We start from the raw sequence: 22,760 nt of genomic DNA, 5'->3' as shown, positions 1-22,760 counted from the left end.
TTTCAGTAGTATTAATTATCTCTAGGGCGCAACAATAATATTTTCTTATGTGAAAATTCTTGATTTTGTTTTTATCTGATGTCATCGCACAGTTTTGATACGAATAGATGTAGTTTTGTTAATATAATTATTTCAAAAAATTCAAAGTTTTTGATAAAAATGGTTGGTTAATGCTGAAGCTATCTGGTTGGCTTAATTCACTATTAATTATTTTAAGACAAAAAACTATGAGAAAACATTTGAATAAACCTTGAATAAAAAGCATCAAAAAAATTGAATGGTTAATTATTTTTTAAATAAGCTGATAAATTATTAGATTGATAAATTATTTAATAAATGAACTTTTCTTAAGATAAAAAATTCTTCCGTATATTCTTTGCTTTTATTGAAAAGTTTGAAATTAATATATTTTCTATTGCTGATGGCATATAAAATATATTACTGGCGCAAGCTTAGTAATAAATCACGGAATACATTTGGATCCTTGATGAAGGTGATTTCGCCAACTTGCGGAAAATGATAATCAAGCAGGCGTGAAACCCAGAAACGGATACATGCTGCCCGTTGTGCAATCGGGAAATAATCTTTTTCATCAGTGGTTAATGTTCGTATGCTTTCATATCCACGAAAAAAAGCTTGCTGCAGATTCTGATCAAGATGATTGTCTGCTCGTCGAGCCCAATCGTTTACTGCAATAGCAAGGTCGTACATGAAGTTGCCATTACATGCATAATAGAAATCAATAAATCCGGCTACCTGCTCCCCGTCCAACAAAACATTATCACGGAACAGATCGGCATGGATAATACCTTCTGGTAAATCCGCACGATTATGAGTATCAAAAAAAGCAATTTCTTCTAGCAATAGATGCTTATCTTCTGCATTTAGAAAAGGTAACAGCCGATTGCTGGCTTCGTGCCACCAGCTTATGTAGCGTGGATTAGGCATTGTTTGAGGAAATTCAGTTCCGGCCAAATGCATTTTCGCCAGCATGGCTCCTGTATGGAAGCATTGCTGCTCAGAAGGGCTGCTGGTGTCTTTGCCAGACAAGCAAGTAACTAAACAGGCTGGCTTGCTTGCAAGCGTACTATCCAACCGACCGTCTATTCGGGCAATGGGGGCAGGACAAGCTACATCATGAGCACTGAGATGCTGGGTAAGATCCAGAAAAAAAGGCAGTTCAGCTTGGGTCATGGCTTCAAATACTGTTAATACATAACGTCCCCGTGTGGTGGTAACGAAGTAATTACTGTTGGTTACCCCTTGAGCGATACCTTGCAAACCAATAAATCGACCCAAGTGATAATCGCGCAGAAAAGTGCGCATTTCATCATCGCTGACACTGGTATAAACAGACATAGATATCACCAATCAAACAGGATATAGACATTATTAAAAGCTGAAACAGAAAATAGAAGTGATTTCAGCAAAACGTGTGCATGATAACAAAAAAAACTTGTATTCAGTCAGCAAAACAGGACTAATACAGCGGTTATTATGCTTTTAACATATAATAAAAAGGAATAAATGAATGCATAAGGGCTATTTCACAAGCTGAGAAGATTTACGTATCCTTGATAAGCACTATGTATTAAACGCTGGCTGAAGGTTTGCCAGTTCAGGAGTATAAAATGAATTTATCCGTGCTTGCGAACACGATAGTGTTCGCATTGTTATTATGGGTGCTTGGTCGAACGCAGTTTATCAAATGGAGTCTTTCCAGAAAAGTATTGCTGGGTATGATTCTGGGTATTTTATTCGGACTGGGGCTACAGCTTGTATACGGCATAGCCAGTCCAGCTGTTGATGCATCATTGCAGTGGATTAATGTAATTGGTAATGGTTATGTTCAGCTTTTACAGATGGTAGTGATGCCGCTAGTATTTGCTTCTATTCTGAGTGCGGTAGCGCGTTTACATAATGCCACACAGCTGGGCAAAATCAGCCTGATGACGATAGGTGTATTGTTGCTGACTACGGCTATTGCGGCCCTAATAGGAACTCTTCTTACCAGCTTGTTTGGATTGACTGCAAACGGCTTGATTCAGGGTGAGGCTGAAACTGCACGTTATATTGCAATTCAAACAAATTATGTTGGAAAGGTAGCCGATTTAACCGTACCACAACTGCTTCTTTCATTTATTCCAAAAAACCCCTTTGCTGATTTAACTGGAGCAAATCCAACTTCTATTATCAGTGTTGTGATTTTTGCTGCATTTTTAGGTATAGCGGCATTGAAACTTTTGAAAGATGATGCCGCTAAAGGTGAAAGGGTATTGCTGGCTATAGATACGTTGCAAAGTTGGATTATGAAGCTGGTTCGGATCGTCATGTTATTAACTCCCTATGGCGTGCTGGCGTTAATGACAAAAGTAGTGGCCGCTTCCAATTTACAAGATATCATCAAGCTTGGGGCTTTTGTACTGGTGTCTTATTTGGGATTGGCATTAATGTTTATGGTACATGGTTTGTTGCTAGGGGTTTCTGGTATCAATCCAATAAAATATCTACAGAAGGTTTGGCCGGTGCTGACATTTGCCTTTACTAGCCGCTCCAGTGCTGCTTCTATTCCACTAAATGTCGAGGCACAGACACAACGCCTAGGTGTGCCAAAGTCGATTGCTGGTTTCGCTGCTTCTTTTGGTGCAACCATCGGGCAGAATGGCTGTGCTGGCTTGTATCCGGCCATGCTGGCTACTATGGTTGCACCAACAGTAGGAATTAATCCGCTTGACCCTTGGTGGATAGCTTCCCTAGTTGGAATAGTAACCATCAGCTCAGTTGGGGTAGCAGGGGTGGGTGGTGGTGCGACTTTTGCTGCTTTGATTGTATTACCGGCAATGGGCTTGCCGATTACATTAGTTGCGTTACTAATTTCGGTGGAACCTTTAATTGATATGGGTCGCACGGCATTAAATGTTAGTGGCGCCATGACCGCCGGTACTTTAACCAGCCAGTGGCTACACCAAACGGATCAAGCCATACTAAATAGTAGCGAACATGATGAGCTTACACCATAATCGTTTTGAGTGAACTAAAACTACTTTGAATTTCAGCCAGTCTTTTAATACGGACTGGCTGAATTTATATTGATGCTCTCGCAATGATCTGAACAGATTGCGATTATGAATGCACTCAGAAAAAAACAGGGTAATTAAATATAAACCACCCTGTTATGAATACAGGACAAGTAAATATTATCCAACTTGCTACTGTATATTTATCTGCTGTGTAGAACAATTTGCAACATGCGCCGGATGGGTTCTGCGGCACCCCATAAAAGCTGGTCACCAACGGTAAATGCACTAATGTAATCACCGCCCATACCCATTTTGCGAATACGTCCGACAGGTACAGTTAATGTGCCGGTAACAGCCGCAGGTGTCAGCTCGTGCATGGAGGCATTTTTTTCATTCGGCACGACTTTTACCCAGTCATTAGCTGACGCCAAAATACGTTCAATTTCAGAGACCGGTAAATCCTGTTTCAGTTTTATAGTTAGCGCCTGACTGTGGCAGCGCATGGCACCCACACGTACGCACAATCCATCAATCACCAGTGGTTGGGTACTACGACCTAAAATCTTATTGGTTTCCACGGAACCTTTCCACTCTTCCTTTGACTGGCCATTACCCAGATCGGCATCAATCCAAGGAATCAGGCTTCCGGCCAACGGTACGCCAAATTGTGTCTGCGGATAAGCATCGCTGCGCAGAAAATCGGCTACTTTGCGGTCGATGGACAGAATAGCACTGGCCGGATCGGCCAGCTCGGTACTAACCTGTGATTCAATTGCACCCATGGCACTGATCAGCTCGCGCATATTTTGAGCACCAGCTCCGGAAGCTGCCTGATAGGTCATGCTGGTAGCCCATTCTACTAAATCTTGCTCAAACAGACCGCCAAGAGCCATCAACATCAGTGATACTGTACAATTACCACCTACAAAATCTTTGATTCCACTAGATAATGCAGTATCAATTACAGCACGGTTGACTGGGTCAAGTACGATAACGGCTTTATCACTCATACGCAGGGTAGAGGCAGCATCAATCCAGAAACCCTGCCAGCCTTGTTCGCGCAATGGCTGATGCACAGCTTTTGTATAATCACCCCCTTGGCAAGTAACAATAATATCCATTTGTGCCAGAGCTTCCAGATTATGCGCGTCCAGCAAAGTTTTAGCTGTCTGACCAAAATCCGGCGCTGCCGCACCTGCAGCCGACGTCGTGAAAAAATACGCATCAGCAATGTTCTGAAAATCATTTTCTTCCTGCATGCGCTGCATCAATACCGAACCCACCATGCCGCGCCAGCCAACAAAACCTACTTTCACCGGGTGCTCCTTAAGTCACTTTAAATGAATCAAAATCTCTGTTACCAGAAGTCGTTCACTCTTATAACCATATTCGTGACTATTTGTAAACTGTTAATTTTTGTTTGAATTGTATTTGATGCTGAATAGCACGTTTTGGCAGATTAGTGCTATCCGTTTGAGCTCAATTCTGGCCGTATAGAATCGGTAGCCATTCCGGTGTACACTTTCGCCTTTGTTTTTAGTTGGTGCAATCGATGAATTTACTGCGTACTCTGGCCAAAGTCAGCAGCATGACCATGTTGTCACGTGTGCTAGGTTTCATCCGCGACACCATAATAGCCCGCAGCTTTGGTGCGGGCATGGCAACAGATGCATTTTTTGTGGCGTTTAAACTCCCCAATCTGTTGCGCCGTATTTTTGCCGAAGGCGCATTTTCACAGGCCTTTGTGCCGATACTGGCTGAGTACCGCGAGACGCGTTCACCACAAGCAACGCGGGCTTTTGTGCAGCATGTGGCCGGATTGCTGTCGTTTGTGCTAATAATCGTGACTGCCATCGGGATTCTGGCTGCGCCGGTGGTAATTTATATTTCTGCGCCTGGTTTTCAACAAGATGCCGATAAGTTTGCACTTTCTGTCCAGCTATTGCGGATCACATTCCCGTATATATTTTTGATTTCGTTGTCTTCACTGGTTGGCAGCGTACTCAATACCTATCATCAGTTCAGTGTGCCGGCTTTTACACCCACATTTTTGAATATCTCCTTTATTGTATTTGCTATATGGCTGGCACCATATTTTCATCCGCCGGTACTGGCTCTGGCATGGGCAGTATTTGTAGGAGGATTGTTGCAGCTGCTGTATCAATTGCCATATTTATTTAGGCTGGGTTTTCTGGCCATGCCTAAGCTAAAACTTAGGGACAAGGCCGTAAACCGTGTTTTAAAGCAAATGGCACCGGCCATTCTTGGTGTATCAGTGGCGCAGATATCTTTAGTGATTAACACCATCTTTGCTTCCTATCTGCAATCGGGTTCAGTATCGTGGATGTATTACGCCGATCGTCTAATGGAGTTGCCGACGGGTGTACTGGGCGTAGCACTGGGAACAATTCTACTGCCCACTCTGTCTAAACACTCTGCCACTAATGACATTGCCAGTTTTTCCGCTTTACTCGACTGGGGGCTGCGTCTATGTATGCTGCTCACTTTGCCGGCAGCTGTGGGTATGGCGGTTTTGTCCTTTCCACTGGTAGCGACGCTGTTTATGTACCGAGAGTTCAATGAATATGATGCACTGATGACACAAGGCGCATTGGTGGCCTATTCTGTTGGTCTAATTGGCCTGATTTTGATAAAGGTATTGGCACCAGGTTTTTATGCGCGTCAAAACATAAAAACGCCAGTCAAAATCGCGATTTTCACCTTATGTATGACGCAGTTAATGAATCTACTGTTTGTGTGGAAACTGCATCATGTTGGTCTGGCTCTGGCCATCAGCTTAGGTGCCTGTATCAATGCTGGGCTGTTGTATATTCTTTTACGGCGGCAGAAACTGTATACACCCACAGCAGGATGGATGCGTTTTCTGGTACGGCTGGTGTTGGCATTGATCATTATGGGAAGCGGTCTGTGGCTCTTGCAGCATTATTTGCCGTTTAATTGGCATAGTGGCGGACTGATAAAAGTAGGTCAGCTAAGTGCCTTGATTGCGGCCGGAATTGTCTTGTACTTCGGTGCTCTTTTCGCATTGGGTTTCCGGATACGTGATTTCCGGCGTGCCGAAGCAGAATAAATAGCTTAATATTTTAGCTTTTTTGATGAGTAAAGCAAGCTTATTACTTTCGTTCAAATTCTTTCAATTCTTCGGCAATAAAATATTTAACTAAATCAGAGTACAGCGTTTTGATTACCTCTCCGTTAAGACCTTGCTCTTCTGCCCAGTGCTGGCGTTTTTCAAGCATACTTTTGAAACGTTCACTGGCTTGAACATCGGCAGTATTTTTTTTAAATTTACTGGCTGCTTTGACATAACCGAAACGGATGGACAATAACTGAATGATCGCATAATCAATGTTATCAATTTCGCTACGGATTTCATTCATATTGCGGCAATCATCTGGCAGACGGTGTGGAGTATAAGGCATATTTGTAAGTTATTTATTTATCAAGAAATTATATTTTAGGCTGGTAAAGATGTTATGTATAGTTAAAAACGTTAAGATTAACAAATGAAAAATATCGATTAAAAGAATTTAATTCAAGTTAAACTGCAGGGCGACTCTCAATCCTCTTAATTATGTTGTTTGAATTATCTAAAAGTGATATTTATAGAGCAAAATTGTAACTAACAGGGATTAATAAAAAATTTTATAATTGATATTCAGTTTTCTCTAGCAGAAAAAAATATAGAAAATTAACAAGTGATTGTCTGAAGATATTAATGATAACAATTATCATTATATTATTGAAAACATTATTTTTTTATTTCTGTTTAATGTAATACGTACTTTTAATAACGTTCGAAATTAGTTACAATACATCAATTTTACCAATATTTGCATAAGGTCGGCGCAATTATGTTGGCGAATTATTTCCCCATCTTAATATTTGTTCTGGTTGGCTTTGCTGCCGGAGTTCTTTTTATTTCTCTGGGTCTGTTACTGGGACCAAATCGCCCGTATAAAATGAAGCAGGAACCGTTTGAGTGCGGTTTCGAAGCGTTTGAAAACGCACGTATGAAATTTGATGTGCGCTACTATCTGGTGGCCATTTTATTCATCCTCTTTGATCTGGAAGTGGCTTTTATGGTGCCGTGGGCCGTGGTGTTTAAAGAGCTGGGTGCCTATGGCTTCTGGTCGATGATGGTGTTTTTGCTGATTCTGGTTATCGGCTTTGTTTATGAATGGAAAAAAGGCGCTCTGGAATGGGAATAGAAGGCGTTTTAAAAAAAGGTTTTGTCACAACTACTGCCGATACCGTACTCAACTACGTGCGTACCGGTTCATTGTGGCCGGCTACTTTTGGGCTGGCCTGTTGTGCTGTAGAGATGATGCAGGCCGGTGCTGCCCGTTATGACCTGGACCGCTTCGGCATTATTTTCCGTCCGTCGCCGCGCCAGTCTGACCTTATGATTGTGGCCGGTACCTTATGCAACAAAATGGCGCCTGCCTTGCGCCGAGTTTATGACCAGATGGCAGAGCCGCGCTGGGTATTGTCAATGGGTTCCTGCGCCAATGGTGGCGGTTATTACCATTATTCCTATTCGGTAGTGCGCGGCTGCGACCGTATTGTGCCGGTCGATGTGTATGTACCTGGCTGCCCGCCTACAGCAGAAGCACTGGTTTATGGTCTGTTGCAATTGCAGCTGAAAATAAAGCGTACCGCCACCATAGCGCGGGTCTGAAAGTGAGGAAAATATGGCAGATATAGCAATACTGAAGGCCGTGTGTGAAACCACTTTCGGCGATAAAGTACGTTACTGTCTGGATCGCGGTGAGCTGACGCTGGATTGCGCCACCGCAGATTATCACCAACTGATGCAAATCCTGCGAGACCACCAAGAACTGAAATTCGAAACTCTGATTGATTTATGTGGTGTGGATTATCAGAGCTACAAAAATGAACCATGGGAAGGCAAACGTTTTGCCGTTGTAAGCCATTTACTGTCAATCAGCAATAACTGGCGCATTCGCGTGCGTGTATGGGCAGAGGAGGAAGATTTTCCTACGGTTGATTCTGTTGAGGACATTTATAACGGTGCCAACTGGTATGAACGCGAAGCGTTTGATATGTTCGGCATCCTGTTTAACAACCATCCCGACTTACGCCGTATTTTGACTGACTATGGCTTTGTCGGTTACCCATTTCGTAAAGATTTTCCGGTTTCCGGCTATGTGGAAATGCGCTATGACGAGGCCGAAGGCCGCGTGATTTATCAGCCGGTAACGATTGAACCGCGTGAAGTCACGCCGCGCGTGGTGAGAGAGGAGCAGTACGGTGTCTAAATTACGCAATTACACCATTAATTTCGGGCCGCAGCATCCGGCTGCACATGGCGTGTTGCGCCTGATTCTGGAAATGGATGGTGAAAATATCGTTCGTGCCGATCCACATATCGGGCTATTACACCGTGGTACGGAAAAATTAGCTGAATCACGTACCTATCTTCAGGCATTGCCGTACATGGATCGTCTGGATTATGTATCCATGATGTGTAATGAACAGGCCTACTGCCTGTCTGTTGAACGTCTGCTGAATATTGATGTACCCATTCGCGCTCAATATATTCGCGTGATGTTTGCCGAAATTACTCGAATCCTCAACCATCTCATGGGTATCGGTTCGCATGCACTGGATATCGGGGCCATGACTGTGTTTCTGTATGCATTCCGCGAACGTGAAGACCTGATGGATATTTACGAGGCGGTATCCGGTGCACGTATGCATGCTGCTTATTTCCGTCCAGGCGGCGTTTACCGTGATCTGCCGGATTTCATGCCTAAGTATGAATCCAGCAAATACCGTAATGCCAAGGTATTGCAAAAACTCAACGCTAGCCGTGAAGGCACCTTGCTAGACTTCATTGAAGACTTTACTAATCGGTTCCCTGCCTGCGTGGATGAATATGAAAATCTCCTTACAGATAATCGTATCTGGAAACAGCGTACTGTTGGGATTGGTGTGGTTTCACCAGAGCGAGCCATGCAGAAAGGTTTTACCGGCGTGATGCTCCGTGGCTCCGGGATAGAGTGGGATATTCGTAAGAAACAGCCTTATGATGCCTATGCCGCCATGGATTTCGATATTCCGGTTGGCATCAATGGTGACTGCTACGACCGCTATCTGTGTCGCATTCATGAAATGCGGCAAGCTAACCGTATTATCCGCCAGTGTGTTGACTGGCTCAGAACCAATCCCGGGCCGGTGATTACGGATGATCATACAGTGGCGCCGCCACATCGTACCGCTATGAAAGACGGGATGGAAGAATTGATTCACCACTTCAAGCTGTTTACCGAAGGGATGCATGTGCCGGAGGGTGAAGTTTATGTGCCCACTGAGCATCCGAAAGGGGAGTTTGGTGTGTATCTGATTTCAGATGGTGCCAACAAACCTTATCGCATGAAAATCCGTGCACCGGGCTTTGCCCATTTACAAGGTATGGATGAAATGGCACGCGGCCATATGCTTGCAGACGTAGTCGCCATTATTGGTACTCAGGATATTGTATTTGGGGAGGTGGATAGATAATGTTGTCCGCTGAGAGTTTAAAACAGATTGATACAGAACTGGCCAAATATCCGGCCGACCAGCGTCGCAGTGCCATTATGTCAGCCCTGCGCATCGCACAGACAGAAAAGGGCTGGTTACAGCCAGAAACCATCGAGGAAGTAGCAGACTACATAGGTATCCCACCGGCACAAGCATTGGAAGTGGCTACTTTTTACAATATGTATAACCTCCAGCCGGTAGGTAAATATAAACTCACCGTATGTACCAATCTTCCCTGTGCGTTGCGTGGTGGTGTCAATGCCGGTGAATATCTACAAAAGCGCCTTGGTATTCGCTATGGCGAAACCACTGCTGACGGCAAATACACGCTTTTAGAAGGCGAATGCATGGGTGCCTGTGGTGATGCGCCGGTGCTGTTAGTGAACAATCATAAAATGTGTAGCTTTATGAGCGAAGAAGCCATCGAAGCGAAACTGGCGGAGTTGAACTGATGGCAATGTACCAAAATGGCGTAATTTTCAATCAGGTTGATACAACTGATCCGGAATGCTGGACGCTGGAAGCCTATTTAGCCCGCGGCGGCTATCAAGCACTAAAAAAAATCATTCATGACAAAATACCGCAGGACGATGTGATAGCCGAGCTGAAAACATCTGGCCTGCGTGGACGTGGCGGCGCTGGCTTTCCGACTGGACTGAAATGGAGTTTCATGCCGCGTTCATTTCCAGGTACCAAATACATCGTCTGCAATACCGATGAAGGTGAGCCCGGTACATTTAAAGACCGGGATATCATTGATTACAATCCTCATGCCCTGATTGAAGGCATGATTATTGGTGGTTATGCAATGGGTGCGGCTACCGGCTATAACTATATTCACGGCGAAATCTTCGAAAGCTATCTACGCTTTGAAACTGCTTTACAGCAGGCGCGAGATGCTGGTTTCCTCGGGCAAAATATTCTGGGCAGTGATTTCAGCTTTGAGTTACATGCCCATCATGGCTATGGTGCTTATATTTGCGGCGAAGAAACCGCTCTGCTGGAGTCACTGGAAGGCAAAAAAGGTCAGCCGCGCTTCAAACCACCATTTCCGGCTTCCTATGGCTTATATGGCAAGCCCACTACTGTCAATAACACAGAAACGTTCTCTTCGGTGCCGTTTATTATTCGCGATGGTGGCCAGCAATTTGCGGATAAGGGTATTCCAAATAATGGCGGTACCAAGCTATTTTCAGTTTCCGGCCATGTAGAACGCCCCGGTAACTACGAAATACCGCTGGGCACACCGTTTAGAGACTTACTCGATATGTGCGGTGGCATGCGCAATGGCAAAAAGCTGAAAGCAGTGATTCCAGGTGGCTCCTCCGCACCGGTACTGCCGGCCGATGTCATGATGGAAATTACGATGGATTATGATGCCATTGCCAAAGCTGGTTCTATGCTTGGATCCGGTGCAGTGATTGTCATGGATGAAGATGTCTGTATGGTTAAAGCATTGGAGCGGCTAAGTTACTTCTATTTTGAAGAATCATGCGGCCAATGTACCCCATGTCGTGAAGGTACAGGATGGCTGTATCGCATTATCCACCGTATTACCTCGGGTAAAGGACGGCCGGAGGATTTAGATTTGCTGGAATCACTCGGTAATAATATTTCGGGGCGTACAATCTGCGCGTTGGCGGATGCGGCGGTGATGCCGATTCAGGGCTTTATGAAGCATTTCCGCCCCGAGTTTGAGCACTACATCGAACACGGCAAACCCATGAAAGAACATCGCTGGTGCTAAGGCACTATCTGCTTAGTTAGGATTGCGAACCTATGTTACAAATTCAAATTGACGGTAAACAACTTTCTGTCGAGCAGGGTAGTACGGTGATAGAAGCCGCCCGTCAGGCCGGTACGTTCATTCCGCACTTTTGCTATCACAAAAAATTGTCCATCGCCGCCAACTGCCGAATGTGTCTGGTTGAGGTGGAAAAGTCACGCAAACCGTTGCCTGCCTGTGCCACACCGGTAACCGATGGTATGGTGGTGAAAACCGATTCTAAATTGACGAAAGATGCCCAAAAAGGGGTAATGGAGTTTCTGCTGATTAATCACCCGCTGGATTGCCCGATTTGTGATCAGGGTGGTGAGTGCTTGCTGCAGGATTTATCCATGGGCTATGGCAAAGGCGCCAGTCGTTACAGCGAAGCCAAACATGCTGTTGCCGGTAAAGAGATGGGGCCGCTGGTGTCGGCTGCCGAAATGAGCCGCTGCATTCATTGTACCCGCTGCATTCGTTTTACTGAAGAAATCGCCGGTAAACAGGAGCTGGCGATGAAAAATCGTGGTGAACATTCTGAAATTGCTCCCTTTAATGGCAAAACACTGGAAACCGAACTGTCTGGCAATGTCATTGACTTATGTCCAGTTGGTGCTTTAACCAGCAAACCATTCCGTTTTGACAGCCGTTCATGGGAGCTGAGCCGACGGAAATCCATTTCTGCCCATGATGCGCTGGGCAGTAATCTAATTGTGCAGACCAAAGACCATACAGTGCGCCGTGTATTGCCACTGGAAAACGAAGCCATTAATGAATGCTGGCTCAGTGACCGCGACCGCTTTGCTTATGCAGGACTGTATCAGGAACGCTTAACCCAACCGCAAATCAAACAGGATAACCAGTGGCATACCGTCGACTGGCAAACTGCACTCGATTATGTGGCCAAGGGCTTACATGGTGTCAGCCACGATTTTGGCAGCGAAGCAATTGGCATGTGGGTCAATCCTGCCAATACTGTGGAAGAAATGCATTTGGCCGGCAAACTGGCTCAAGGACTGGGCATCAACGCTGTTGATAGTCGTCTACGAGCGCTAGATGGGCGACTGGGCGCAGCTGCAAAAGGGGCGCAGTGGCTGGGACAGAGCATTGAGCAGCTCGCGGCCAATGAAGTAATTCTGATTGTTGGTGCCCGATTGCGTCAGGAGCAGCCATTGCTCACCGCTCGCATCCGGCAAGCCACCAAAAACGGCACACAGGTGGCAGTACTGGCTGCAGCCCAAGAAGAACTATTCATGCCTTTACTGGCTCAAGTCAGCCTGCATCCTTATCAGTGGATAGACTGGTTAAGCAATGCACTAAACAGTGAAGTAGGGCAGGCGTTATTAAAAGCGGAGAAAACCAGCATTATTCTGGGCGCTGATGTCCTTAATCATTCAGATGCCGCTGCCGTTTATGCTGCAGCACAGGATCTGGCAGAAGCAACTGGCAGTATTCTTGGTGTTTTGCCGCAAGCAGCGAACAGTATTGGTGCTGAAATAGTGGGCGTGGCGGCTAAAACGGCCGAACACAGTATTGCCGCGCAAATTACTCAGCCGAAACAGGCCGTGATGCTGCTGAATGTGGAACCCGATATGGATGTGGCCAATGGTGCTGCCGCTATTGCTGCGCTGAAGCAAGCACAGACAGTCATGGCATTCACCGCATATGATAGTGCCGTATTGCGCGAAGTGGCCGATGTGATGCTGCCGATCACCCCATTTACCGAAACTTCTGGCAGCTTTATCAATATGGAAGGTCGGCTGCAATCGTTCCATGGTGTGGTACAGGCGTATGGAGAAGCCAGACCATTATGGAAAGTACTGCGGGTACTTGGCAACGTCCTTGAACTGCAGGGTTTTGAGTATGAAAACACGCAGCAGATTCTGGCTGATGCACTGGACAAAGACCAGTTATCTGCTTTGCTGAATAATCAGATTCAGCCGGTTGCCACTAGCAATCCTGCTATCAGTCTGGTACGAGTAGGTGGTGTCAGCCTGTATGCCACCGATGGCATCGTGCGCCGTTCAGCTCCTTTGCAGAACACAGTACATGCTGCCGTTCCTGCTGCGCGAGCACACAGCCATACGCTTAGTGCACTGGGGCTGACAAATGGCGATACGGCATGGGCGAAACAGAACAATGATGCGGTAGCGGTCAGCGTAGCTGCGGACGATACCCTGCCTGAAAACGTACTGCTGCTGCCACTGCATCAGAGTAACTGGCAGCTGGGTGCTTTATTGACCACTGTGGAATTGAGTAAAGGATAATCATGCAAGCGTGGTTTCAACAATTATTAGGCAACGACTTCGGTTTACTGGTGTCTGTAATCGTCAAGATTGTCATCATCATGTTGCCGCTGATTATCACCGTTGCCTATTTGACTTATTTTGAGCGTAAAGTCATCGGTTACATGCAGTTGCGCGTCGGTCCGAATGTGACCGGACCTTATGGTTTAATCCAGCCTTTTGCCGATGTATTAAAACTCTTATTTAAAGAAGTGACCCGCCCGTCACAGGCCAATAAAGCTTTGTTTTATATCGGCCCGATGATGTCGCTGATGCCGGCTTTTGCCGCTTGGGCAGTGATTCCGTTTAGCGAAACTTGGTTTCTTACCCGTATCAATGCCGGCCTGCTCTATATTCTCATGATTACGTCATTGTCGGTATATGGTGTCATCATTGCGGGCTGGGCATCCAACTCCAAATACGCCTTTCTTGGCGCCATGCGTGCTTCTGCTCAGACCATTTCCTATGAAATAGCCATGGGATTTGCCCTGATTGGGGTGATTATGGTATCCGGCAGTATGGATTTTCACGATATCGTCATGGCGCAAGCCAAAGGTATAGCTGGTGGTTCCATTTTCTCGTGGAACTGGCTGCCACTATTTCCGTTATTTGTGGTGTATCTGATTTCGGCCGTGGCCGAAACCAACCGCGCCCCGTTTGACGTGGCCGAAGGTGAATCAGAAATTGTTGCCGGTTTCCATGTTGAATATTCCGGTTTCGCTTTCGCCTTATTCTTTCTGGCGGAATATATTTTCATGATTCTGGTGGCCGCGTTGACAGCTTTGTTGTTCTTTGGCGGCTGGTTATCACCCTTTCCGCAAAGTTGGGGCTTCATTGGTACTCCGAGTGTATTGTGGATGTTCCTGAAAATGGCACTGGTGCTGTATTTCTATCTGTGGATACGGGCAACGTTTCCGCGTTACCGCTATGACCAGATTATGCGTCTGGGCTGGAAAGTATTGATTCCGGTCACCATTGTCGCCGTGATTGTTTTAGGATTGTGGATGATTTCACCCCTGTCTTTATGGCGTTAAACAGGGAGAGGCACTGAATATGGCAAATATAATTAAAACTTTTCTGATGACCGAGTTGCTTGCGGGCATGAAAGTGACGTTAAAAAACTTTTTTGCACGTAAAGAAACCATTTATTTTCCGGAAGAAAAAACTCCGCAATCAGTTCGTTTTCGTGGGCTGCATGCACAGCGACGCTATCCCAACGGCGAAGAACGCTGCATTGCCTGCAAACTCTGCGAAGCTGTGTGTCCGGCTATGGCAATTAATATCGAGTCAGAAAAACGTGAGGATGGTACACGCCGTACCACCCGCTACGATATCGATCTGACTAAATGCATCTTCTGCGGTTTCTGTGAGGAAGCCTGTCCGGTAGACGCCATTGTCGAAACCCGTATTTTCGAATATCACGGCGAAAAACGCGGTGACTTATATTTCACTAAACCTATGTTGCTGGCCATTGGCGATCGCTATGAAGAAGACATCGCCAAATGCAAAGCCGCTGATGCACCCTATCGTTAAGAGGTGATCATGAATTTACCCTTAATTCTGTTTTATGTATTTGCAGCGGTTATACTGCTTGGTGCCATTAATACTGTAATTGCTAAAAATCCAGTACATGCAGTGCTGTTTCTGGTGCTGACCTTCTGTGCCAGTGCCATGATGTGGATTCTGATGCAGGCTGAGTTCCTAGGCATCGTGTTGGTGGTGGTGTATGTAGGTGCAGTGATGGTGCTGTTCCTGTTTGTCATCATGATGCTGAACATCGATATCGAACAGATGCGCGCCGGTTTCTGGCGTCATGCGCCGATTGCTGCATTGGTGGGGATACTGACCGCCGCACTGCTCATTGTCATTCTGGTCAATCCACAACTTGATCTGGCACATCTCGGTAGCGACAATCCACTTCCTGCTGACTACAGTAATGTACGCGATCTGGGTATGCAGATTTACACCACTTATCTGCTGCCGTTTGAACTAGCAGCCATATTGCTGGTATTGGGTATGGTGGCTGCTATTGCTCTGGTACACCGGCAAACCCACAACCCACGTCGTACCAATCCGGCCGAGCAGGTTAAGGTACAGGCCAAAGACCGCTTCCGTATGGTGAAAATGCAGCCTGAAGTTGCTGCATCAGCTGACGATAACAAAGAAGAAGCATCAGAAGGGGAGCAGAAAGCATGATTACCTTAACTCATTATTTGGTACTCAGCGCCATCTTATTTGCCATCTCGGCCATGGGCATTTTCATGAACCGCAAAAATGTGTTGGTTCTTCTGATGTCCATCGAACTGATGCTGCTGGCAGTGAATTTTAACTTTGTCGCCTTTTCCCGTTATCTTGGTGATAGCGCCGGACAGATTTTCGTGTTTTTTATTCTGACTGTGGCCGCAGCTGAATCCGCTATCGGACTGGCGATTATGGTGCTGATTTTCCGCAACCGCCAGAGCATTAACGTACAGGATCTGGACAGCCTGAAAGGCTGATGGTTGAGAGGAACGAGAGAAAATTATGAGTGTTTATCTGATTATTGCTTTGGCTCCGCTCATCGGTTCCCTGCTGGCTGGATTGTGCGGTAAGCTGATAGGTCGAAAAGGGGCGCACAGTGTCACCATTGCCGGCGTTGCCTTATCCGCCGTATTATCGGCGTGGGTACTATACGGGTTTATGACAGGCGGCCGTCAGCCATTTGATGAAAACGTCTATACATGGCTGACCATGGGCGGGCTGGATTTCTCGGTGGGTTTTCTGATTGATACGCTTACCGCTACCATGCTTGTCATCGTAACCAGTGTCTCCCTGATGGTGCATATTTATACCATCGGCTACATGAGTGACGACGATGGTTACCAGCGTTTCTTCAGCTATATTTCCCTGTTTACTTTCTCCATGCTGATGCTGGTGATGAGTAATAACTTTATCCAGCTGTTTTTTGGCTGGGAAGCCGTAGGTCTGGTGTCTTATCTGCTGATTGGTTTTTACTACAAACGCGATAGCGCCATCTTTGCCAATTTGAAAGCCTTTCTGGTCAACCGTGTTGGTGACTTTGGTTTTGTGCTGGGTATTGGCCTGATTCTGGCATATTTTGGCGGCAGTTTGCGCTATGCCGACGTATTCCAGCACATCGATCAAGTAAAAAACGCCACCATTGAACTGATTCCCGGCCATCCATGGTCACTGATTACCGTGACCTGTATTCTGCTTTTTGTTGGTGCCATGGGTAAATCAGCCCAGTTTCCATTACATGTATGGTTGCCGGACTCAATGGAAGGCCCGACACCAATATCTGCTTTGATTCATGCCGCTACTATGGTGACTGCTGGTATTTTTATGGTGTCACGCATGTCACCACTGTATGAATTGTCTGATACAGCACTTGGTGTCATCATGGTTTCCGGTACCATAACCGCACTGTTTATGGGCTTTTTAGGCATGATTCAGCACGACATCAAGCGTGTGATTGCTTATTCTACCCTGTCGCAGTTAGGCTATATGACCGTAGCACTGGGTGCCTCTGCCTACAATATTGCTGTCTTCCATGTGATGACCCATGCTTTCTTTAAAGCACTGTTATTTCTGGCAGCCGGTAGTGTGATTATGGGTATGCATCATGATCAAGATATGCGCCACATGGGTGGACTGCGTAAATACATGCCAGTAACGTGGATTTGCATGTTGATTGGTTCTTTGTCTCTGATTGGTACACCATTCTTCTCCGGTTTCTATTCCAAAGATTCCATCATCGATGCGGTGAAAGCTTCAACACTGCCTTTCAGCAGCTTCGCTTATGTGGCACTGGTAGCCAGTGTATTTGTCACCGCTTTCTATTCATTCCGTCTGTATTTTCTGGTGTTCCACGGCGAAGAAAAATGGCGCCAGAGCGGGCAGGACGAATATCATCATGGCGAGGAACACCATGGTCTGCGTCCGCAGGATAATCCACATGAAAGCCCACTGGTGGTGACTATTCCGCTGATTTTACTGGCTATTCCATCAGTGTTTGTCGGTATGTGGGCAATCAAACCCATGCTCTTCAGCGATTTTTACCATAATGTAATTTTCATCAACAGCGCCGCCCACCCTGCATTGGCCACCGTGGCAGAAGAATATCACGGTATTTTTGCCATGGCTCTGCACAGTCTGACTACACCAGTGTTATGGCTGGTCATTGCCGGCGTAGTTCTGGCATGGTTTTTCTACATGAAAAAACCACAGATTCCGGCGCGGATTGTGTCTTCCATCCGTCCGATATATACCTTGTTGGACAACAAATACTATCTGGATGCACTTTACTACAACGTTTTTGCCAAAGGCAGCCGACTGCTGGGAACGCTGTTCTGGAAAGTAGGTGATGTGCTCATCATTGATAAATTAATTGTTAATGGTGCTGCGCGCGTTGTGGCCACAGTGGCTGCACTGGTGCGACGGATTCAAACCGGCTACCTCTATACTTATGCAACTGCTATGGTGCTGGGCGTGTTTGTGCTGGTGGCATGGACATTCTGGCCGTTGCTGAAAACCATGTTCGGCGGTTAATTCAAGGCATTCAACTTAGTATTTTTAGGCTATAAATATGTACGATTACTTACTCAGTTTGGCGATTTGGCTGCCCGTGTTGGCCGGTATCGTTGTGCTGGCCACCGGCTCAGACAAGCACGCTGGGATAGCCAGAGTGCTGGCCTTAATAGGTGCGCTGCTATCCTTTCTCATCACCATACCGCTGTTTTGCAAATTTGATCGCTTGAATGGTGGCTTTCAATTTACAGAATTTCATGTCTGGATAGACAGCCTCAACATCAACTATGCCTTGGGCGTGGATGGTCTGTCTGTGCTGTTTGTGATTCTGAATAGCTTCACTACCTTACTGGTGGTGCTCGCTGGCTGGCAGGTGATTCAGAAACGACCGGCACAGTATATGGCCGCGTTTTTAATTATGTCTGGTTTGATCAATGGTGCTTTTGCAGCCATGGATGCCATTCTGTTTTATGTGTTCTTCGAAGGAATGCTGATACCGATGTATCTGATTATCGGTATCTGGGGAGGTCCGCGACGTGTCTACGCCTCCATCAAATTCTTCCTCTATACCCTGATGGGTTCATTGCTGATGCTGGTGGGTTTTGTTTACCTGTCTAATCAGACTGGCGGCTTTGCTATCGAAACATGGCACAACATTAAACATTTGGCCATGACTGCACAGGTGCTGCTGTTTATCGGTTTCTTCCTGTCTTTTGCAGTGAAAGTACCTATGTGGCCGGTACATACATGGTTGCCTGATGCCCACGTGGAAGCACCAACTGGTGGTTCCATGGTGCTGGCGGCTATTACCCTGAAAATTGGTGGATATGGTTTTCTGCGTTTTATGCTGCCGATTCTGCCGGATGCAGCACGCTATTTTGCTCCAGCGATTATTGTGCTGAGTTTGGTTGCCGTGATTTATATCGGCATGGTGGCTCTGGTGCAAACCGATATGAAAAAACTGGTGGCATATTCTTCCATTAGCCACATGGGGTTTGTGACCTTAGGCTTTTTCCTGTTTACTGGCGGTTACCTGAATGACTGGGCGTTTAAAGGTGCCATCATGCAGATGCTGTCGCATGGCTTTGTTTCAGCAGCCATGTTTATGAGCATTGGCGTGATGTATGACCGCATGCATACCCGTGATATCTCAGCTTACGGTGGCGTGGTTAACAGTATGCCGATATTTGCCTCATTCATGCTGCTGTTTGCCATGGCAAATGCCGGTCTACCCGGTACATCCGGTTTTGTGGGTGAATTCATGGTGATTGTCGGTGCGGTAAAAACCAATTTCTGGATTGGCGCACTAGCGGCACTGACTCTGATTTATGGTGCTGCCTATACTCTGTGGATGTTTAAACGGGTGATTTTTGGTGCCATCAAAAACCCCGAAGTGGCGCAATTAAAAGATGTAAATAAACGCGAACTGCTTATTCTGGTGATTTTGGCCGTAGCGGTACTTGGTTTTGGTTTGTATCCCGAACCCTTTATCGCCGTTGTGCATCAGGCAGCTAATGATTTAATTGTCCAAGCGGCACAAAGCAAACTGTAAGGAAATGTGAATGAACTGGACAGATTTAACAATATTTCCCGCTGTACCGGAACTGGTGCTAACTGGCGTACTGTTTGCCGTACTGCTGGTGGATTTATGGCTGAATGACCGGCAACGCTGGATAACCTGTGCCTTATCTGTTATCGGCCTGATTTTGACCGCTGCTGTGCAGTGTCTGGTGTGGAAACAGCAACCTCAATATGCCTTCCACGACATGTTTGTGCTTGATGGTATGGCACAACTGGCCAAATTATGTATGTATGGATTGGTGATAGCCGTTTTTATCTACAGTCAGGCTTATCTCCGTGCCAGAAATATTTATCAGGGTGAATTTTACACTTTGACCTTGTTTGCTCTGTTGGGCATGAACATCATGGTTTCTGCATGCCATTTCTTAACCTTATATGTTGGGTTGGAATTACTGTCACTGGCATTGTATGCGTTGATTGCTCTGCAGCGCGATAGTGGCCGTGCAGCTGAAGCAGCGCTGAAATATTTTGTGCTCGGTGCTCTGGCTTCCGGTTTGCTGTTGTATGGCATTTCTCTGGTATATGGTGCAACAGGTACTCTGCAGTTGCAGCAAGTACTGGCTGCCAGTCAGGAAGGCACTAATCCATGGTTGCTGAAACTAGGTGTAGTATTTATTGTAGCCGGTATCGTATTTAAGCTGGGTGCTGTGCCTTTCCATATGTGGGTACCCGATGTGTATCAGGGCGCACCAACTGCTGTAACTGCTCTGGTTGGTACGGCGCCAAAAATCGCTGCCACGGTGTTTGCTTTCCGTATTCTGGTGTATGGTCTGCTGACGCAATGGGAAAGCTGGCGCGATTTGTTGCTGTTATTGGGGATTGCTTCTTTGTTTATTGGTAATCTTGCTGCCATTATGCAAACCAGTATCAAGCGTATGCTCGGTTTCTCAACCGTTGCACATATGGGTTTTATTCTGCTGGCGCTGTTGGCTGGTGAAGTTGGCTGTACTGCCGCCATTTACTATGCCATCACCTACGCTTTAATGGCTTCTGTGGCCTTTGCCATTTTGATGTTGTTATCTAACAAAGATATTGAATGCCAGAATATCAGTGATCTTGCCGGTCTGAATCAGAAAAATGCCTGGTATGCATTCCTAATGTTGCTGGCTATGTTCTCTATGGCTGGTATTCCACCCTTAATGGGCTTCTATGCCAAACTGGCAGTCATCAAAGCATTGCTTTCTAGTGGCTATGTATGGGTTTCTGTGTATGCAGTGGTGATGTCATTAATTGGCGCGTTCTACTATCTGCGTGTGGTGAAAACCATGTATTTCGATACTGCGGATTCTGTGGCTGCACCTGTATTTAATATGTCCCTGCTGGGTAAAGTGGTTTTATCCATCAACGGTTTGCTTTTGTTGCTATGGGGTGTAGTGCCGGATGGCGTGATGGCATGGTGTGTACAGGCTTTGATGCATAGCTAAGGTCTTTTATCTATTTGACAGCAGCCTTTATGGCTGCTGTTTTTGCTGTTGCATGAGCATTTATTAAAGTAGATAAGAGCAGGTAAAATGGTTCATTCAAATATGAAAATAATAATGGCATGGTCAGTATGAATCTTTCAGGTTTTGATATTCGCCAGACACAATGTGTGGTGGTAAAAGTGGGCTCCAGTCTGGTAACTAACGGTGGACAGGGTGTAGACCAGACGATGTTGAATAACTGGGCACAGCAAATTGCGCACTTGCGTGCGCGTGGCATGCAGGTAGTGCTGGTTTCCAGTGGGGCCATTGCTGAAGGTATGAAGCGTCTGGGCTGGACAGTACGACCTAAAGCACTCAACGAACTACAGGCTGCGGCTGCAGTGGGTCAGATGGGACTGGCTCAAGCCTATGAAGAGGCATTTGTGTCACTGAAGATTCAGACCGCTCAGATATTGTTGACGCATGATGATATGAGTCACCGTACTCGCTATCTGAATGCCCGCAGTACCATCCGTACCCTACTGGAGCAAGGGGTGGTACCCATTATTAATGAAAACGATTCTGTCACCATAGATGAAATTAAGCTCGGGGATAATGATACGCTCGGGGCGCTGGTGACCAATCTGATTGAAGCAGACATACTGATTATTCTGACTGATCAGAATGGTTTGTATGACCGCGACCCACGCCGGCATACCGATGCAAGTTTTATCCATCAAATTGCTGCTGACCATCCTGAGCTGGAAAGGATGGCCGGCGGTGCCGGCAGCAGTGTGGGAACCGGCGGCATGTTTACCAAGGTAGTGGCAGCCAGACGTGCTGCTTTGAGTGGTGCGGCCACCCTGATAGCTAACGGACATGCGGACAATGTATTAGTGCGGGTAGTGGATGGAGAACAGATAGGTACTTTGTTTACGCCAGCTGCAAATCGTCTAAGTGCACGTCAGCAATGGCTGTTGGGGCAGGTGCAGCTAGCAGGAAGTGTTGTGGTAGATGATGGCGCAGCCAAGGCGCTGACTGTACAGCATTCTAGTTTGTTACCCATCGGCTGTATGGCGGTAAATGGCCATTTTGAACGCGGAGCTTTGGTGGCTGTTTGTAATCAAACAGGCCAAGAAATTGCTCGAGGATTAGTAAATTATAGCGATCATGAAATCAGTCGGTTGTTGCGGCAGCCATCACAAGCAATTGAGGAAATATTAGGCTATGTGGCGGAAGAAGAATTGATTCATCGCGATAATATGGTGTTAAGACGCAGTTGAAGAGGATTGTTGTAGCTGTTCTGTATGAAATGTTTTGCTCAAGTAGGCAGTAATATTTATGTGTTTTGGGGTGATGAGATTTTATATTCAAATACCGATGAAATTTAGTTGCTAATCACAAAATGCTGTTATGAAACATAATGTTATCAGTATTTAAAATAAATCATTACTGAAGTGATTTACGTCTATGCGTTGTTTACCTTTTGTTTTTATTTTTGGTAAAACTTAATAATATTCAGCCATTTCCTACTTTGTTTTGAATCGTTTTCATGCTGCGATGGATTTAATTTATAAAAAATAACGGCACTTTGAGTATAAAGTGCCGT

General features: G+C 46.0%; 20 protein-coding genes. 17 read left to right on the top strand and 3 right to left on the bottom strand.

The window, feature by feature from the left end; translation table 11 throughout:
* Positions 1-438: 438 nt before the first annotated feature.
* The gene (thrB, locus tag J3U64_RS08770; RefSeq protein WP_267408961.1) at positions 439-1,359 is read right to left on the bottom strand and encodes a homoserine kinase; all 921 of its coding nucleotides are present in this window, start codon (positions 1,357-1,359) and stop codon (positions 439-441) included.
* 272 nt (positions 1,360-1,631) lie between these two features.
* On the opposite strand from thrB, the gene J3U64_RS08765 reads away from it, so the two are divergent.
* A complete protein-coding gene (locus tag J3U64_RS08765; RefSeq protein WP_267408960.1) occupies positions 1,632-3,020 on the top strand; it encodes an L-cystine transporter in 1,389 nt (462 codons plus the stop codon).
* A gap of 200 nt (positions 3,021-3,220) precedes the next feature.
* Here J3U64_RS08765 and asd read toward each other — a convergent pair whose 3' ends face one another.
* Positions 3,221-4,336 (bottom strand): aspartate-semialdehyde dehydrogenase, encoded by a 1,116-nt coding sequence (gene asd, locus J3U64_RS08760; protein WP_267408959.1) that lies wholly within the window; start codon positions 4,334-4,336, stop codon positions 3,221-3,223.
* Positions 4,337-4,572: 236 nt separating this feature from the next.
* Between asd and murJ the strand changes: the two genes are divergently transcribed.
* The gene (murJ, locus tag J3U64_RS08755; RefSeq protein ID WP_267408958.1) at positions 4,573-6,111 is read left to right on the top strand and encodes a murein biosynthesis integral membrane protein MurJ; all 1,539 of its coding nucleotides are present in this window, start codon (positions 4,573-4,575) and stop codon (positions 6,109-6,111) included.
* A 43-nt stretch (positions 6,112-6,154) separates the two neighbouring features.
* On the opposite strand, the gene J3U64_RS08750 is transcribed toward murJ, so the two are convergent.
* Positions 6,155-6,421 (bottom strand): chorismate mutase, encoded by a 267-nt coding sequence (locus tag J3U64_RS08750; protein ID WP_218965379.1) that lies wholly within the window; start codon positions 6,419-6,421, stop codon positions 6,155-6,157.
* Positions 6,422-6,895: 474 nt separating this feature from the next.
* Between J3U64_RS08750 and J3U64_RS08745 the strand changes: the two genes are divergently transcribed.
* From J3U64_RS08745 to proB, 15 genes are all read left to right on the top strand, one after another.
* Positions 6,896-7,252 (top strand): NADH-quinone oxidoreductase subunit A, encoded by a 357-nt coding sequence (locus J3U64_RS08745; protein ID WP_100090213.1) that lies wholly within the window; start codon positions 6,896-6,898, stop codon positions 7,250-7,252.
* Positions 7,243-7,722 carry a NuoB/complex I 20 kDa subunit family protein gene (locus J3U64_RS08740; protein WP_037407271.1) on the top strand — a complete coding sequence of 160 codons (480 nt, stop codon included), beginning with the start codon at positions 7,243-7,245 and terminating at the stop codon, positions 7,720-7,722. The genes J3U64_RS08745 and J3U64_RS08740 overlap by 10 nt, the downstream gene beginning before the upstream one ends.
* Before the next feature lie 13 nt (positions 7,723-7,735).
* Positions 7,736-8,323: an NADH-quinone oxidoreductase subunit C gene (locus tag J3U64_RS08735; protein ID WP_267408957.1), complete on the top strand. Its 588-nt coding sequence runs from the start codon at positions 7,736-7,738 to the stop codon at positions 8,321-8,323.
* Complete coding sequence (locus J3U64_RS08730) at positions 8,316-9,569, top strand: NADH-quinone oxidoreductase subunit D (RefSeq protein WP_100151420.1); 1,254 nt, start codon at positions 8,316-8,318, stop codon at positions 9,567-9,569. Before J3U64_RS08735 ends, J3U64_RS08730 begins: the two co-directional genes overlap by 8 nt.
* Positions 9,569-10,042: an NADH-quinone oxidoreductase subunit NuoE gene (gene nuoE, locus J3U64_RS08725; protein ID WP_100141445.1), complete on the top strand. Its 474-nt coding sequence runs from the start codon at positions 9,569-9,571 to the stop codon at positions 10,040-10,042. Before J3U64_RS08730 ends, nuoE begins: the two co-directional genes overlap by 1 nt.
* On the top strand, positions 10,042-11,337 hold the full coding sequence (gene nuoF, locus J3U64_RS08720; protein WP_267392088.1) for an NADH-quinone oxidoreductase subunit NuoF: 1,296 nt from the start codon (positions 10,042-10,044) through the stop codon (positions 11,335-11,337). The genes nuoE and nuoF overlap by 1 nt, the downstream gene beginning before the upstream one ends.
* Before the next feature lie 32 nt (positions 11,338-11,369).
* Positions 11,370-13,622 carry an NADH-quinone oxidoreductase subunit NuoG gene (gene nuoG, locus J3U64_RS08715; RefSeq protein WP_267408956.1) on the top strand — a complete coding sequence of 751 codons (2,253 nt, stop codon included), beginning with the start codon at positions 11,370-11,372 and terminating at the stop codon, positions 13,620-13,622.
* Between the two features lie 2 nt (positions 13,623-13,624).
* A complete protein-coding gene (nuoH, locus tag J3U64_RS08710) occupies positions 13,625-14,674 on the top strand; it encodes an NADH-quinone oxidoreductase subunit NuoH (protein WP_100151423.1) in 1,050 nt (349 codons plus the stop codon).
* 19 nt (positions 14,675-14,693) lie between these two features.
* A complete protein-coding gene (gene nuoI, locus J3U64_RS08705; protein ID WP_100141441.1) occupies positions 14,694-15,173 on the top strand; it encodes an NADH-quinone oxidoreductase subunit NuoI in 480 nt (159 codons plus the stop codon).
* A 9-nt stretch (positions 15,174-15,182) separates the two neighbouring features.
* Positions 15,183-15,836: an NADH-quinone oxidoreductase subunit J gene (locus tag J3U64_RS08700; protein ID WP_267404468.1), complete on the top strand. Its 654-nt coding sequence runs from the start codon at positions 15,183-15,185 to the stop codon at positions 15,834-15,836.
* Positions 15,833-16,138 (top strand): NADH-quinone oxidoreductase subunit NuoK, encoded by a 306-nt coding sequence (nuoK, locus tag J3U64_RS08695; protein WP_100141439.1) that lies wholly within the window; start codon positions 15,833-15,835, stop codon positions 16,136-16,138. Before J3U64_RS08700 ends, nuoK begins: the two co-directional genes overlap by 4 nt.
* Before the next feature lie 25 nt (positions 16,139-16,163).
* Complete coding sequence (nuoL, locus tag J3U64_RS08690; protein ID WP_267408955.1) at positions 16,164-18,188, top strand: NADH-quinone oxidoreductase subunit L; 2,025 nt, start codon at positions 16,164-16,166, stop codon at positions 18,186-18,188.
* 37 nt (positions 18,189-18,225) lie between these two features.
* Positions 18,226-19,719, top strand: coding sequence for an NADH-quinone oxidoreductase subunit M (locus J3U64_RS08685; RefSeq protein ID WP_267408954.1), 1,494 nt, complete (start codon positions 18,226-18,228; stop codon positions 19,717-19,719).
* Between the two features lie 10 nt (positions 19,720-19,729).
* Positions 19,730-21,172 carry an NADH-quinone oxidoreductase subunit NuoN gene (gene nuoN / locus J3U64_RS08680; protein ID WP_267408953.1) on the top strand — a complete coding sequence of 481 codons (1,443 nt, stop codon included), beginning with the start codon at positions 19,730-19,732 and terminating at the stop codon, positions 21,170-21,172.
* Between the two features lie 128 nt (positions 21,173-21,300).
* Positions 21,301-22,434 carry a glutamate 5-kinase gene (proB, locus tag J3U64_RS08675; RefSeq protein WP_267408951.1) on the top strand — a complete coding sequence of 378 codons (1,134 nt, stop codon included), beginning with the start codon at positions 21,301-21,303 and terminating at the stop codon, positions 22,432-22,434.
* Positions 22,435-22,760 lie beyond the last annotated feature (326 nt).

This window comes from Snodgrassella sp. B3800 (assembly GCF_026535865.1).
GTDB classification, from domain to species: domain Bacteria; phylum Pseudomonadota; class Gammaproteobacteria; order Burkholderiales; family Neisseriaceae; genus Snodgrassella; species Snodgrassella alvi_E.
The sequence above is the reverse complement of the archived record's forward strand: the minus strand, read 5'-3'. Positions and strand labels throughout refer to the sequence as shown.

Excerpts from the sequence above, each read along its gene's own strand:
- thrB (WP_267408961.1), bottom strand. The coding sequence starts at position 1,359 with ATGTCTGTTTATACCAGTGTCAGCGATGATGAAATGCGCACTTTTCTG.
- J3U64_RS08765 (WP_267408960.1), top strand. The coding sequence starts at position 1,632 with ATGAATTTATCCGTGCTTGCGAACACGATAGTGTTCGCATTGTTATTA.
- murJ (WP_267408958.1), top strand. The coding sequence starts at position 4,573 with ATGAATTTACTGCGTACTCTGGCCAAAGTCAGCAGCATGACCATGTTG.
- J3U64_RS08750 (WP_218965379.1), bottom strand. The coding sequence starts at position 6,421 with ATGAATGAAATCCGTAGCGAAATTGATAACATTGATTATGCGATCATT.
- J3U64_RS08745 (WP_100090213.1), top strand. The coding sequence starts at position 6,896 with ATGTTGGCGAATTATTTCCCCATCTTAATATTTGTTCTGGTTGGCTTT.
- J3U64_RS08740 (WP_037407271.1), top strand. The coding sequence starts at position 7,243 with ATGGGAATAGAAGGCGTTTTAAAAAAAGGTTTTGTCACAACTACTGCC.
- J3U64_RS08735 (WP_267408957.1), top strand. The coding sequence starts at position 7,736 with ATGGCAGATATAGCAATACTGAAGGCCGTGTGTGAAACCACTTTCGGC.
- nuoE (WP_100141445.1), top strand. The coding sequence starts at position 9,569 with ATGTTGTCCGCTGAGAGTTTAAAACAGATTGATACAGAACTGGCCAAA.
- nuoF (WP_267392088.1), top strand. The coding sequence starts at position 10,042 with ATGGCAATGTACCAAAATGGCGTAATTTTCAATCAGGTTGATACAACT.
- nuoG (WP_267408956.1), top strand. The coding sequence starts at position 11,370 with ATGTTACAAATTCAAATTGACGGTAAACAACTTTCTGTCGAGCAGGGT.
- nuoH (WP_100151423.1), top strand. The coding sequence starts at position 13,625 with ATGCAAGCGTGGTTTCAACAATTATTAGGCAACGACTTCGGTTTACTG.
- nuoI (WP_100141441.1), top strand. The coding sequence starts at position 14,694 with ATGGCAAATATAATTAAAACTTTTCTGATGACCGAGTTGCTTGCGGGC.
- J3U64_RS08700 (WP_267404468.1), top strand. The coding sequence starts at position 15,183 with ATGAATTTACCCTTAATTCTGTTTTATGTATTTGCAGCGGTTATACTG.
- nuoK (WP_100141439.1), top strand. The coding sequence starts at position 15,833 with ATGATTACCTTAACTCATTATTTGGTACTCAGCGCCATCTTATTTGCC.
- nuoL (WP_267408955.1), top strand. The coding sequence starts at position 16,164 with ATGAGTGTTTATCTGATTATTGCTTTGGCTCCGCTCATCGGTTCCCTG.
- J3U64_RS08685 (WP_267408954.1), top strand. The coding sequence starts at position 18,226 with ATGTACGATTACTTACTCAGTTTGGCGATTTGGCTGCCCGTGTTGGCC.
- nuoN (WP_267408953.1), top strand. The coding sequence starts at position 19,730 with ATGAACTGGACAGATTTAACAATATTTCCCGCTGTACCGGAACTGGTG.
- proB (WP_267408951.1), top strand. The coding sequence starts at position 21,301 with ATGAATCTTTCAGGTTTTGATATTCGCCAGACACAATGTGTGGTGGTA.